This is a genomic window from Streptomyces sp. NPDC005302 (assembly GCF_040607345.1).
In the GTDB taxonomy this organism is placed as follows: Bacteria; Actinomycetota; Actinomycetes; order Streptomycetales; family Streptomycetaceae; genus Streptomyces.
The window spans coordinates 53278-66463 of the sequence record NZ_JBEXGN010000033.1; the positions used below are offsets into that span (position 1 = coordinate 53278).

The 13186-nt window shown below is 72.3% G+C and carries 10 protein-coding genes and 1 rRNA gene; 5 read left to right on the forward strand and 6 right to left on the reverse strand.

All coding sequences use genetic code 11. The features are described from left to right. Positions 1-234: 234 nt before the first annotated feature. From ABZT74_RS32475 to mtnA, 5 genes are all read right to left on the reverse strand, one after another. Entirely contained in the window at positions 235-1188 is a 954-nt protein-coding gene (locus tag ABZT74_RS32475) for a ComF family protein (protein ID WP_356440801.1), read from the reverse strand. A 218-nt stretch (positions 1189-1406) separates the two neighbouring features. Further along, the gene (locus ABZT74_RS32480) at positions 1407-3248 is read right to left on the reverse strand and encodes an LpqB family beta-propeller domain-containing protein (protein ID WP_356440819.1); all 1842 of its coding nucleotides are present in this window, start codon (positions 3246-3248) and stop codon (positions 1407-1409) included. Continuing rightward, positions 3238-5343: an MtrAB system histidine kinase MtrB gene (mtrB, locus tag ABZT74_RS32485; protein WP_356177868.1), complete on the reverse strand. Its 2106-nt coding sequence runs from the start codon at positions 5341-5343 to the stop codon at positions 3238-3240. The genes ABZT74_RS32480 and mtrB overlap by 11 nt, the downstream gene beginning before the upstream one ends. A 1-nt stretch (position 5344) precedes the next feature. Continuing rightward, positions 5345-6034: a two-component system response regulator MtrA gene (gene mtrA, locus ABZT74_RS32490; protein ID WP_193791570.1), complete on the reverse strand. Its 690-nt coding sequence runs from the start codon at positions 6032-6034 to the stop codon at positions 5345-5347. An 8-nt stretch (positions 6035-6042) separates the two neighbouring features. Then, the gene (mtnA, locus tag ABZT74_RS32495) at positions 6043-7188 is read right to left on the reverse strand and encodes an S-methyl-5-thioribose-1-phosphate isomerase (protein ID WP_356177867.1); all 1146 of its coding nucleotides are present in this window, start codon (positions 7186-7188) and stop codon (positions 6043-6045) included. 141 nt (positions 7189-7329) lie between these two features. Between mtnA and ABZT74_RS32500 the strand changes: the two genes are divergently transcribed. From ABZT74_RS32500 to ABZT74_RS32520, 5 genes are read left to right on the forward strand one after another with little or no spacing between them, the layout of a single operon-like run. After that, on the forward strand, positions 7330-8682 hold the full coding sequence (locus ABZT74_RS32500) for a hypothetical protein (RefSeq protein WP_356440804.1): 1353 nt from the start codon (positions 7330-7332) through the stop codon (positions 8680-8682). A gap of 34 nt (positions 8683-8716) precedes the next feature. After that, positions 8717-9442, forward strand: a complete 726-nt coding sequence (locus tag ABZT74_RS32505; RefSeq protein WP_356440807.1) for a DUF4129 domain-containing protein — start codon at positions 8717-8719, stop codon at positions 9440-9442. After that, a complete protein-coding gene (locus ABZT74_RS32510) occupies positions 9439-10629 on the forward strand; it encodes a DUF4350 domain-containing protein (RefSeq protein ID WP_356440810.1) in 1191 nt (396 codons plus the stop codon). Before ABZT74_RS32505 ends, ABZT74_RS32510 begins: the two co-directional genes overlap by 4 nt. Then, on the forward strand, positions 10629-11627 hold the full coding sequence (locus ABZT74_RS32515) for a MoxR family ATPase (protein WP_355863767.1): 999 nt from the start codon (positions 10629-10631) through the stop codon (positions 11625-11627). Before ABZT74_RS32510 ends, ABZT74_RS32515 begins: the two co-directional genes overlap by 1 nt. After that, positions 11627-12937, forward strand: a complete 1311-nt coding sequence (locus ABZT74_RS32520) for a DUF58 domain-containing protein (RefSeq protein ID WP_356440813.1) — start codon at positions 11627-11629, stop codon at positions 12935-12937. Before ABZT74_RS32515 ends, ABZT74_RS32520 begins: the two co-directional genes overlap by 1 nt. A 126-nt stretch (positions 12938-13063) precedes the next feature. Here ABZT74_RS32520 and rrf read toward each other — a convergent pair. After that, a 5S ribosomal RNA gene (gene rrf / locus ABZT74_RS32525) occupies positions 13064-13180 on the reverse strand. Positions 13181-13186 lie beyond the last annotated feature (6 nt).

The following is a 13186-nucleotide window of genomic DNA, read 5'->3' on the forward strand; positions in this document are numbered from 1 at the left end:
TCGGACTCGGTGACGTTCACCTCCTCCTCCCCCGAGGACAAGATCTCCACCCCACCGATGCGGGTGATTCGGAAAAACCCGCGGCACGGCATTCGGGTGCGCGAGGCCCGGCCTGCGCCATTGCCTCACAACCGAACATATCTCGCCCGGACGGATGTCGTCACCCTCTACTGCGGCGTACCTCCGTTCAGGTGAATTGACCGGGTCATTACCTGCAACGATGCAAGTTCTCAGTCAGTTCCGGTTTATTTCGAAGGCGTCCGGTGGTGCGGCGACCACGGCCGAGCAGACCGTGTCACCGTGCGTCCCTCTGACCTGCCCTCTACCCACGATTCGCCCGTCCACTTCCGGTAGTTCCGGTAGTTCCGGCAGGTCCGGCAGTTTCGGCGTCCCCTGCCCCGCGTACACGCCCTCCGGCGCCGCCCGTGCCACCCGCAGCGCCCGCGCCGCCTCCGTCAGCGAGGCGCCCGTCGTCATCAGGTCGTCCACCAGCACCACCCGGCCTCCCTCGGCCAGCAGCCGCGCACCGCCCGCCACGACCTCCAGGGCACCGGCCAGATTGTCCAGCCTCTGCCGGGAGTTCAGCCCCGACTGGTCGGCCACCGCACGCCGTTGACGCAGGACACCGAGTACCCGCGCCGGCGTCCCCGTCCGCCGCAGCTCACCGGCTGCCGCGAGCGCGATCCGCCGCGCCGGATCGTGTCCGCGCGCCCGGACCGTCCTGCGCGCCGACGGCACGGGCACCAACAGGACAGGCCCGTCTCCCGGCCCCGTGCCGGGGACGCTTTCGCCACCGTGTTCCAGCCACTCCCGCTCGCACCCCGCTTCCCCTCTCCAGCGCCTCAGCCGCCCCTGCGGAGCCACCGGCCGCCCGGCCGGACCAGGACGTCGCGCCGCCTCCAGAGCGGCCCGCACAGCCCCCGCCAGGGCCGCGCCCAGTGGTGCCGCCAGGCCCAGCGCGCCGCGCTCCTTGTGGGCGAGCAGCGCGGCCCGCACCTCGTCCGTGTAGGGAGCGGCCGCGTGCACCGCCGGCAGCCCGGCCGGTTCCGGCGCCGGCCGCACCCGGCACGGCGCGGCCCCGATCAGGGCGGCACGGCACTCGGCACAGAGCACCGCGCGAGGCCGTCCGCAGCCTCCGCACTCGGCCGGCAGCACCAGATCCGTGAGGTCCTGCCACCACCCCCGCATGGCCACCACTGTGCCAACGCCCGGCCCGCTCGGCCACCCCTGTGGACAACTGCCTGTGGACAACTCCGGGTCCCGTTCGTGCCCGGCCACGGAGGAGGAGCCGTCGGGGCTCGCAGGCGCCCGCCCGGAGAGCCTCGGGATCTCCGGGCGGGCGGCCCCGGAACGCCGGTGGGCCCGCCCGGAGAACCGGGCGGGCCCACTGCCGTGAACCGTGGCGACTAGCCGGGATAGACCGGTGCCGTTCCGTCCTGGACGATCTTCTGCCACTGCTCCCCCGCCGACAGCCGCACGATCCCGTCCGTCTCCGACTGCGCCACCAGCGGCAGCGTGTCGTCCTCGGACGCGGCGATCTCCTTGACGTTGGCGAGCGCGGACGGCGCGGTGGCCGGCGGCGTGGAGCCGTCGACCTGGACATAGCGCATCTGCTGCACGCCGCCCTTCTCGCTGCCGACGACCACGAGCCGGCTGTCCCCGGCCCAGGACATGGCCGTGACCTCCTCCAGCTGGGGGGCCACCATGCGCGTGTTGACGACGTCGGCGCCGACCGGCTCGTCCCCCGTGGACCGGTCGATGCGCCCGATCTGCAGCGAGCTCTTGCCGTCCTTCTCGACGATCAGCGCGATCCGCACCCCGTCGGCGGCCACCCGCACCGCCTCGATGCGCCCGTCGACCAACGGCGTCTGGACGACGACGGGCTCGCCCGCACCCTTGCGCAGCAACAGCAGACGAGGCTTCTTCGGGTCGCGGTCGGCCACCCACAGGTCGCCCCGCGCGTCCCAGCTGGGCGTCGTCAGCCGGTCGGCCGCGGTGCCGCCCTGGCTCCGCAGCACCGGCTCGCCGAGCGAACCACCGGACACCAGCGATCCGACGTACAGGTTCCGGCCGTCGGCCGACACCCCGGCCGCGCTGGTCTCGTCCCGCGACACCGCGGCCGCGCGCAGCTTCTTGACGCCCTCACCCAGCGCTCCGGGCACCGGCTCGGGGTTCTTGTCTCGGTCGCCGCCGTCCATCCGCACGAGCCGTTGCTCGCGGTCGATGAAGTACTGGTCCTCCGACTGTCGGCCCGTACCGTGCGAGGCGACTCCGGCGGCCTGCTCCTTGTTCTGCACGCAGAGCTGCGAGCCGTCCGACCTCTGCAGCTCCACCTCCTCGACACCGGTCGGCGTCAGATTCGTCAGCGTGAGCAGGAGCTGGGCGGCCATCCGTTCGCACTGGGCGTTCCCGACGTGGTCGGCCTCGCTGTTCAGCGGCACCGTCACCCTGTTGCGGTCGTCGGTCGACAGGGAGGTGTCGGCGCTCTTCAGGTCCGTGCCCGTGGGGAAGCTCGACGTGACCTCCGGGTCCAGCCACTTCGTGGGCCCCCGCAGCAGCGCCCGCACGATCTGCGTCATCGGGTCCACCTGCGCGCGCACGTAGACGGGGTCCGCGACCGTCGCCAGCGGCCGGCCGGCCCCGGAGGTGCCGTTCGACGCGTAGTAGTACTTGTTGACGGAGACGTAGTTGCGCTGGAAGTCGGACGAGCCCATGACCACACCCGCGGGCAGGCCTTCGATGCGCCACTGCTTGTTCTTCAGCTTGGTCAGGCGCACCGAGCCGTTGTAGGAGCCGGCCGCGGGTTCGTAGGCGTGCCGTTCGTCCACGCCGGCGACCCGGGTCCCGTTCAGCCGGAACTGGACATCCCGCGTGCCGTCCTTGGTGTCCGTCGGCACCATCACCGGGTCCGGCGCGTCGTCGAGCACGGTGGTGGAGGCGTACGGGTCCCACGTCTTGCGGGCGCCGTCCGTGAGGTACTTGCCGGCCGTCTCGTAGTTGGCGTCGTCACTCGTGAGCGCCTCCAGGAAGCCCTGCACGATCTCGTCCGCCGAGGCGCCGGGACGTGGCGGAATCGCGTAGACGCGGACCTGGGAGTCCTGTCGCGGGGTGGACTCCACCTGCCGCAGGTCTCCGCTGTCGGGCATCGAGGCGCACCCCGCCAGCAGCAGGGCCCCACAGCTCGCGTACGCCATGACGCGCACCGGACGGCGTCCGCGGACGCCGTTCCCCCCGCGGTCAGCGCCCACGGAATACCTCCCCATGTCCGAGCTCCTCCGGCGTCCGGCCGTCCCGCCCCTGCTCCGGACCGGTCTGTTCCCCGCCGCCCTGCTCCGGCGCGGTCTGTTCACGGCCGCCCCCGGACGTCTCTTCCTGACGGCGTACGGACCCGGCGGGCCGGGGCACCACGCGCGAGCCGTTGCCCGGCAGCGCCGTCGGGTCGGCCGTGGGCGACCCTGCCGGGCGGGGCGCTATGGGCCCCCGCTGCGGCGTGGCCCCGCCCACCGGCTGCTGTACGGGCACGGTGGCGAGCTTGGTACCGCCGGCGTGCGGCAGACCGGCGTCGTCGAGTCCGCGGTTGCGCCGCGAGTCCTTGGGCTCCAGCGGTATCGGCGATCCCCTGAGGGGTTCGTCCGCCGTCCGCGGCAGGGTCAGCCGGAACTGTGAACCGCCGCCCGGCTCGCCCCAGGCCTGTAGCCAGCCTCCGTGCAGCCGCGCGTCCTCCAGGGCGATCGACAGCCCGAGGCCGGTACCGCCGGTGGTCCGCGCGCGTGCCGGGTCGGCCCGCCAGAAGCGGCTGAACACGCGGGTCGCCTCGCCGGGCTTGAGCCCGACGCCGTAGTCACGGACGGCGATCGCGACGGCCCCGCCCGCCGCGGCGAGCTTGACGACGACGTCCTTGCCCTCGCCGTGCTCCACGGCGTTGACGACGAGGTTGCGCAGCACCCGCTCGACCCGCCGGGCGTCCGCCTCGGCTATCAGCGGCTGCTGGTCACCGACGACCCGTATGTGCGTGCCCTTGCGCTCGGCGAGCGGCTCGGCTCCGCCGACCACCCGGCGTACGACGTCCCTGAGGTCGATCGCGTCGGCCTCCAGGGCCGCAGCGCCCGCGTCGAACCGGCTGATCTCCAGCAGGTCGGCGAGGAGCGTCTCGAAGCGGTCCAGCTGGTCGGCGAGCAGTTCGGCCGACCGCGCGGTCATCGGATCGAAGTCCGCGCGCGCGTCGTGGATGACGTCGGCCGCCATCCGGACGGTCGTCAGCGGCGTCCGCAGTTCGTGCGACACGTCGGAGACGAACCGCCGCTGCATCCGCGACAGGTCCTCCAGCTGCTGGATCTTCAGCTGGAGGTTCTGCGCCATCTTGTTGAAGGCCTCACCGAGCCGCGCGATGTCGTCCTCGCCGGTGACCTTCATACGTTCCTGGAGGCGTCCGGCGGAGAGCCGCTCGGCGATCCCTGCCGCCATCCGCACCGGGGTGACGACCTGGCGCACCACGAGCCAGGCGATGGCCCCGAGGAGCACCACGACGAAGAGCCCGGCCGTCGCGAGGGTCCCCTTGACGAGGCTCAGCGACTTCTCCTCCTGCGTCAGCGGGAAGAGGTAGTACAGCTGGTAGGCGTCGCCGTTGGGGTCGCTGAGCTGTTTGCCGATGACCAGGGCGGGCTGCGACGCGCGGCCGTCCTTGTAGACGACCCGGGTGTAGCTCTGCTGGGCGGCGCTGCTGCTGTCGATCCGGGCGCGCAGGTTCTCCGGCACGCTCACCGTGGGGTCGACACGCCCCGAACCGCGCGGTGCGAGACCCGCGCCGTTGTCGCCCGAGGGGGTGGAGTTGAGGGTGACGACGTCGAACGCGCCCTGGCCACCGCTGGACAGGGACACGATGAGATCGGTCATCCACTGGGTGACGTTCTTCGACGCCCGGCTGGTCGCGGCCACACCGTCGTCGCCGTTCGCCGTCACCGTCGAGTCGGCGCCGCGCTTGGCCGCCGCGAAACCGCCGGTGGCCTGGCTCTGCGAGGCCTTCACCTTGGCGTCCAGCAGGCCGTTGCGGACCTGCCCGATCACGACGAAGCCGAGCAGCAGCACGACGCCGAGCGACATGAGCAGTGTCGTCACGACGATCTTGAGCTGGATGTTGCGCCGCCACAGCCTCATCACGGGCAGCAGCGGACGGCGCACCCAGCGCATGAAGAGCCTCAGGACCGGGCTGCCCTGGACCCCGCCCTGGAACAGCCCGCCTTCGAACAGGCGCCCCCAGAAGGAGCCCGTCACCTTCCGGCCGACAGGCCGCCCCGTACGTTCCCCCTGCTCAGCGGGCGCCGAAGCGGCACTGTCACGGGTCATCTCAGCTCGGTCCTGCCTTGTAACCGACACCACGGACGGTCACCACGATCTCGGGCCGCTCCGGGTCCTTCTCCACCTTGGAGCGCAGCCGCTGGACATGAACGTTGACCAGCCGGGTGTCCGCCGCGTGCCGGTATCCCCACACCTGCTCGAGCAGGACCTCACGCGTGAACACCTGCCACGGCTTGCGGGCCAGTGCGACCAGCAGGTCGAACTCCAGCGGTGTCAGCGCGATCGACAGGCCCTCCCGTTTCACGGAGTGACCGGCGACGTCGATGACGAGATCACCGATGGAGAGCTGTTCGGGTGCCGGCTCCTCCGAACGGCGCAGCCGCGCCCTGATCCGCGCCACCAGCTCCTTTGGCTTGAACGGCTTCACGATGTAGTCGTCGGCGCCCGACTCGAGGCCGACCACGACATCGACGGTGTCGCTCTTCGCCGTGAGCATCACGATCGGCACCCCGGACTCCGCCCTGATCAGGCGGCACACCTCGATGCCGTCCCGTCCGGGCAGCATGAGGTCCAGGAGCACCAGATCGGGCTTGGTCTCACGGAAAGCGGCCAACGCCTTGTCGCCGTCGGCTACGAAAGACGGCTCAAAACCTTCACCACGCAACACGATGCCGAGCATCTCGGCCAGTGCGGTGTCGTCATCGACGACAAGGACTCGTCCCTTCATAAACGACATCATCCCATTAACTAAATCGTTACCTGGCGTGACAAGTCACACAGCTCGGCGAGAGCCTCAGCCGTCACGGGCGACACAACGCCCTCTTCGGTGACGATCGCCGTGATCAACTCCGGCGGCGTCACGTCGAACGCCGGGTTGTACGCCTGGGTCCCCAGGGGTGCCACAGGTATACCGCCTCCTGACTCCGCGCCCGCCATCGGCACCTGTGGAGCTGTGATCTCCGTCACTTCGTGACCCGGTCGCTGCTCGACCTCGATGGACGCCCCGTCCGGCGTGTCCGGGTCGATGGACGTCACCGGCGCCACCACGATGAACGGCACGTGGTGGTACTTGGCCAGCACCGCGAGCGGATAGCTCCCCACCTTGTTCGCCACCGAACCGTCGGCCGCGATCCGGTCGGCCCCGACCAGCACCGCGTCCACCTCTCCGGACGCGAACAGCGAGCCGGCCGCGCTGTCCGTGAGCAGCGTGTACGCCATGCCGTTGCGAGCGGCCTCGTACGCCGTCAGACGGGCACCCTGCAGCAGCGGCCGCGTCTCGTCGACCCAGAGCCGCCGCAACTGTCCGGCCCGGTGCGCCGCGAGCGCCACGGCGAAGGCGGTGCCCTCCCCGCCGGACACCAGCGCCCCGGTGTTGCAGTGCGTGAGCAGCCGGTGCCCGCCCCCCGGCAGCAGCTCGTCGAGCAGCGCCAGACCGCGCCCGGCCATCCGCGCGCTCGCCTCGGCGTCCTCCCGGTGCAGCGCCCGCGCCGCGGCCAGCGCCGCCCCCGCGGCCTCCTCCTGGTCACCGCCGGCGGACAACGCGGCCTGATGCGCCGCCTGCGCCCTGCGGACACCCGCGGAGAGGTTCACCGCGGTGGGCCGGGCACCGGCCAGGTCCCGGGCCGCGTCCCCCACGTCGAAGCCGCGTACGGCGGCGAGCGCGACGCCGTACGCCCCGGCGATCCCCAGCAGGGGTGCCCCGCGCACGGCGAGCGTCCGGATCGCCTCCACCAGGGCGGGAGCGTCCGTGCACACCAGCTCGACCTCTTCGGCCGGCAGCCTGGTCTGGTCGAGAAGGACCACGACAGGTCCTTCGGGCGGCTCGTGCCAGCGGATCGCGGGTATCTCCGTCGGCCCGCTGTCCTCGCGGGATTGCGCGTAGTGATCAGCCATCCGCCCAGTCTGCCCCGTACCCGGCGGACAATTGAAGGTGTCCAGCTCATACAGGGGCCGGTCACCTGCCGGGCAGGCCGTGGCACGATGGCTGCCAACCTGCCGCCGCGACCGCGGAACGGGCACCGTGAAGGAGCGACGATGAACGACACTCCGGGCTGGGCGTCGCCCGGATCCGCCCCCTCCGACGGCCAGGAGCCGGGCTCCACCGGCACCGCGCAGCCCGCGGAACAGCCCACGGACCCGGCCGGTGCGAACCAGCCCCAACAGCCTCCGAAGTGGTCCAGGGAGCAGCCCCCGCCCGGCCAGTGGTCCGCCCCCAACCCGCAGGTACCCGCCCAGACCCCGCAATCGCCCGCGCCCGGACCGGGCTGGGGAGGCCAGTACCCCGGCGGTCAGCGCGGCCCCGGAGCACCCGGCGGCTGGGGAGCACCCGGTCAGGGCTACGGCGCCCCCGGTGGCCCCGCCGGCTGGGGCGGCAACTGGGGCGGTCTGCCGCCCGCCGCCAAGCCCGGCGTGATCCCGCTGCGCCCCCTCGGCGTCGGCGAGATCCTCGACGGCGCCGTCTCCACCATGCGCACCTACTGGCGCACCGTGCTGGGCATCTCGCTGACCGTCGCCGTGATCACGGAGATCGCGGTCATCCTGCTCCAGGGCTTCTTCCTGAACGACGCCCAGGGCACCGACGCCCTCAGCGACCCGAGCGCCACCGTCGGCGAGCTGACCCAGGCCCTCGGCGACACGATGCTCAGCTCCGGCGTCGTCCTGCTCATCACCCTGCTCGGCACCATCGTCGCGACAGCCCTGCTCACCTCGGTCACCAGCCGCGCGGTGCTCGGCAAGCCGGTCACCACCGGCGAGGCCTGGCGGGACGCCCGACCCCAGCTGCTGCGCCTGTCCGGCCTGACCCTCCTGCTGCCCTTCATCGCCATCCTGATCGTCGGCGTCGGCACCCTTCCCGGCGTGCTCGTCGCCGTCGCCGGCTCGGGGGACGCCGGCGCGGCACTCGCCGTACTCGGCGGCCTCGCCGCCGCCGTCGTCGCCATCTGGCTGATGGTCCGCTTCTCGCTCTCCTCGCCCGCTCTGATGCTGGAGAAGCAGGGCATCGTGAAGTCGATGAGCCGCTCCGCGAAGCTCGTCCGCGGCTCCTGGTGGCGGGTCTTCGGCATCCAGCTGCTGGCCACGATCATCGCCAACATCGTGGCGTCGATCGTCGTCATCCCCTTCGCCCTCCTCGCCGCGGCGCTGAGCGGCGACGGCTTCAGCGGCCTGCTCGACAGCAGCGGCGGCGACATCGGCTGGACGTTCCTCATCGTCAGCGGCATCGGCTCGGTGATCGGCTCCATGCTCACCCTCCCGATCAGCGCGGGCGTCACCGTGCTCCTGTACATCGACCAGCGCATCCGCCGCGAGGCGCTCGATCTCGACCTGGCCCGCGCCGCCGGCGTGCCGGACTACGGCACCGAGCCCTCCGGCACCACACCGGGGAGCTGATGCGGTGAACGGGGCGGGGGGAGCCTTCACAGCAGTGCTCGCAGGACCACACACCGGTGCCACAGCCGTGCTCGCACTGGCGCGCGGCGACGCGCCACCGGTGACGACTCCGCGCGATCCCGCGCGGGAGGCGGCCAGACGCGAGCTGTCCAAGCGGATGTACCACGAGAACGACCCGGGCCTGGTCCAGCGCGCCCTGAACGCCTTCTGGGACTGGGTCGACAAGCTGTTCGGCGCCGCCTCCACCGCGACACCCGGCGGAACGCTCGGCCTCGTCGTCATCGTCCTCGCGGTACTGGCGGTCCTGGGCGCCCTCTGGTGGCGCCTGGGAACCCCGCACCGCACGCCCGTCCCGTCCGCCACCCTGTTCGACGACCGCCCGAGGAGCGCGGCCGAACACCGTGCCGCTGCCGAGGCCCACGCGGCCCAGGGCCACTGGAACCAGGCCGTCCAGGAACGGATGCGCGCCGTCGTCCGCTCCCTGGAGGAACGCGCCCTGCTCGACCCGCGCCCCGGCCGCACCGCCGACGAGGCGGCCGCGGAGGCGAGCCGGACGCTGCCGGACCACACGGACCGACTGCGCGCGGCCGCACGGGACTTCGACGACGTCACGTACGGCGGCCGCACCGGCGACCGACGCGCGTACCAGCACCTCACCGAACTGGACCGCGACCTGGAGCGCACCAGGCCCGTCCTCACGAGCAGCGCCCACAACGCCCAGAACACGAACCCCACCACCCGCCGGGGCGCCGCCTCATGACCGAGGCAACTCTCACCTCCACCTCGGCCTCGCCCACCGCCCGCCAGGTGTGGACCCGCACACGCGGAGTCGTCCTCGCCCTGGTCGTCCTCCTGGTCGCCGCCGTCGTGATCGCCGTGGTCCGCTCGGACTCCCGGCACGGCCGCCTCGACCCCCGCTCCGCCGACCCCCTCGGCAGCCGGGCCGTCGCCGAGCTCCTCGCCGATCAGGGCGTCTCCACGCGCGTGGTCAGCACCCTCGGACAGGCCCGCGCCGCCGCCGGTCCCGACACCACCCTGCTGGTCGCCGCCCCGGACCTCCTGACCGGACGTCAGCAGACCCTGCTGCGCGCGGCGACGGCGAACTCCGCCGGCCGTACCGTCCTGATCGCCCCCGGCCGGCCCTCCGTCGCCACGCTCGCCCCCGGTGTGTCCGCCGACCCCGCGGTCAGCTTCGACTCGACGCTCTCCCCCGACTGCACGCTTCCCGCCGCCCGGCGAGCGGGCAGCGCCGACACGGGCGGCGTCCGCTACTCCACCACCGCCCAGGACGCCGACGCCTGTTACCCGAGCGACGGACAGCCCACACTGCTGCGCCTCCACGCCCGCTCGGCAAGCGGCGACACCGTCGTCCTCGGCGCCCCCGACATCCTCTACAACGAACGTCTCGACGAGCAGGGCAACGCCTCGCTCGCCCTCCAACTCCTCGGCTCCCGCTCCCACCTGGTCTGGTACCTCCCCTCGCTCTCCGACACCTCGGCCACCGACGCGGGCGACCGGAGCTTCTTCGACCTGCTCCCCTCGGGCTGGCTCTGGGGCACGCTGCAGCTCTTCGTCGCGGCAGCCCTGGCCGCCCTGTGGCGGGCACGCCGACTGGGCCCCCTCGTACCCGAACGACTTCCGGTGGCGATCCGGGCCTCCGAGACCGTCGAAGGCCGCGCCCGCCTCTACCGCAAGGCCAACGCCCGCGACCGAGCGGCCACCGCTCTGCGCTCCACCACCCGCACCCGCCTCGCCCCCCTCGTCGGCGTCCCCCCGGCCCAGGCACACACGCCCGAGGCCCTGCTCCCCGCTCTGTCCGCCCACCTCGACGGCGACGGCCAGTCCCTGCACCAGCTCCTCTTCGGGCCGTCACCGCACGACGACGCAGCCCTCATCTCCCTCGCCGACCAACTCGACGCCCTCGCAAGAGAGGTACGCCATTCATGATGGACCCGACCACTGACAACGCCGGATACGCCGGACATTCCGGGGATGCGAGCAGCGCCCGCGCGTCTCTGGAGTCCCTGCGCGCCGAGATCGCCAAAGCCGTGGTCGGCCAGGACCCCGCCGTGACCGGCCTCGTCGTCGCCCTTCTCTGCCGCGGACACGTCCTGCTCGAAGGCGTCCCGGGAGTGGCCAAGACTCTGCTGGTCCGCGCTCTGGCATCGGCTCTCGAACTCGACACCAAACGCGTCCAGTTCACCCCCGACCTGATGCCGAGCGACATCACCGGCTCCCTCGTCTACGACGCCCGCACCGCCGAATTCTCCTTCCAGCCCGGCCCGGTCTTCACCAACCTGCTGCTGGCCGACGAGATCAACCGCACGCCCCCGAAGACCCAGGCGTCCCTGCTGGAAGCCATGGAGGAACGCCAGGTCACGGTCGACGGCACCCCCCGGCCGCTCCCCGAGCCCTTCCTCGTCGCCGCGACCCAGAACCCGGTCGAATACGAGGGCACGTATCCCCTCCCCGAAGCCCAACTGGACCGCTTCCTGCTGAAGCTGACGATCCCGCTGCCCAGCCGGCAGGACGAGATCGCCGTCCTCACCCGGCACACCGACGGCTTCAACCCCCGCGACCTGCGCGCCGCCGGCCTGCGCCCCGTCGCCGGCCCCGCCGACCTCGAGGCCGCCCGCGCCGCCGTCGCGAAGACGGCGGTCTCCCCGGAGATCACCGGCTACGTCGTCGACATCTGCCGCGCCACCCGCGAGTCGCCGTCCCTCTCGCTCGGTGTCTCACCGCGCGGCGCGACCGCCCTCCTCGCCACCGCCCGCGCCTGGGCCTGGCTGACGGGCCGCGACTACGTCATCCCCGACGACGTGAAGGCCCTCGCCCTCCCCACCCTCCGCCACCGTGTCCAACTGCGCCCCGAAGCCGAGATGGAGGGCGTGACGGCCGACTCCGTCATCAACGCGATCCTCACCCACGTCCCCGTCCCCCGCTGATGGCGTTCACCGGACGCGCCGCTCTCCTCGCGGCTCTCGGCGCACTCCCCGTCGGCATCTGGGAGCCGAGCTGGACGGGCATCCTCGCGGTGAACGCCCCTCTGGCCCTGGCCTGCGCCTGCGACGCCGCGCTCGCGGCCCCCGTCCGACGCCTCGGCCTGACGCGCTCCGGCGACACCTCGGTACGCCTCGGCGAATCCGCGGATGTCACCCTCACCGTCACCAATCCCTCGGGCCGCCCGCTGCGTGCCCACCTCCGGGACGCCTGGCCGCCGAGCAGTTGGGAGGCGGGCACCGAGGTCGCCTCCTCCCGGCACCGGCCGGCCGTGCCCGCGGGCGAACGCCGCCGTGTGACGACCCGTCTGCGCCCCACCCGCCGCGGCGACCGCCGAGCGGACCGCGTCACCATCCGCTCGTACGGCCCCCTGGGCCTCTTCGCCCGCCAGGGCAACCACAAGGTCCCCTGGACCGTACGCGTCCTGCCTCCCTTCACCAGCCGCAAGCACCTCCCCTCCAAACTGGCCCGGCTCCGTGAACTGGACGGCCGCACCAGTGTGCTGACCCGTGGTGAGGGAACCGAGTTCGACAGCCTGCGCGAGTACGTTCCCGGCGACGACACCCGTTCCATCGACTGGCGCGCGACAGCCCGCCGGACCACGGTCGCCGTACGCACCTGGCGCCCCGAGCGCGACCGGCACATCCTCCTGGTCCTCGACACCGGCCGCACCTCGGCCGGGCGTGTCGGCGACATCCCCCGCCTGGACGCCTCGATGGACGCGGCCCTGCTGCTCGCCGCCCTGGCCTCCCGCGCCGGCGACCGCGTCGACCTCCTCGCCTACGACCGCCGTGTCCGTGCCCTCGTCCAGGGCCGCGCGGCCGGCGACGTCCTCCCGTCGCTGGTCACCGCCATGGCGGGCCTCGAACCCGAACTGCTTGAAACGGACGCCCGCGGTCTGGCCGCCATCGCTCTTCGCACGGCTCCGCGCCGCTCCTTGATCGTGCTCCTGACGAGCCTCGACGCGGCGCCCGTCGAGGAGGGCCTGCTCCCCGTCCTCTCCGGTCTCACCCAGCGCCATACGGTCCTGGTGGCGTCGGTCGCCGATCCGTACATCGCCCGCATGGCGAAGGCCCGGGGAAGCACGGAAGCGGTCTACGAGGCGGCCGCGGCGGCCCAGGCGCAGACGGAACGTCATCGCACGGCCGAACAGTTGCGGCGCCGCGGAGTCACCGTCGTCGACGCGACCCCTGACGATCTGGCCCCGGCCCTGGCGGACGCTTACCTGGCCCTGAAGTCTGCGGGCCGCCTGTAGGAGCCGGCACAACCCGCTCAACGAAAAAGGGGCGGCCTCCTTTCGGAGACCGCCCCTGATAATTGTCTCGGAACGCAGAAAACCCCCGTACCGGTATCCCCGGTACGGGGGTTTTCTCCAAAATTAGTTCGGCGGCGTCCTACTCTCCCACAGAGTCCCCCCTGCAGTACCATCGGCGCTGTGAGGCTTAGCTTCCGGGTTCGGAATGTAACCGGGCGTTTCCCTCACGCTATGACCACCGAAACACTA

Bases quoted from the DNA above. Each gene is read 5' to 3' on its own strand.
- ABZT74_RS32475 (WP_356440801.1), bottom strand. From the start codon at position 1,188: ATGCGGGGGTGGTGGCAGGACCTCACGGATCTGGTGCTGCCGGCCGAG.
- mtrB (WP_356177868.1), bottom strand. From the start codon at position 5,343: ATGACCCGTGACAGTGCCGCTTCGGCGCCCGCTGAGCAGGGGGAACGT.
- mtrA (WP_193791570.1), bottom strand. From the start codon at position 6,034: ATGATGTCGTTTATGAAGGGACGAGTCCTTGTCGTCGATGACGACACC.
- mtnA (WP_356177867.1), bottom strand. From the start codon at position 7,188: ATGGCTGATCACTACGCGCAATCCCGCGAGGACAGCGGGCCGACGGAG.
- ABZT74_RS32500 (WP_356440804.1), top strand. From the start codon at position 7,330: ATGAACGACACTCCGGGCTGGGCGTCGCCCGGATCCGCCCCCTCCGAC.
- ABZT74_RS32510 (WP_356440810.1), top strand. From the start codon at position 9,439: ATGACCGAGGCAACTCTCACCTCCACCTCGGCCTCGCCCACCGCCCGC.
- ABZT74_RS32515 (WP_355863767.1), top strand. From the start codon at position 10,629: ATGGACCCGACCACTGACAACGCCGGATACGCCGGACATTCCGGGGAT.
- ABZT74_RS32520 (WP_356440813.1), top strand. From the start codon at position 11,627: ATGGCGTTCACCGGACGCGCCGCTCTCCTCGCGGCTCTCGGCGCACTC.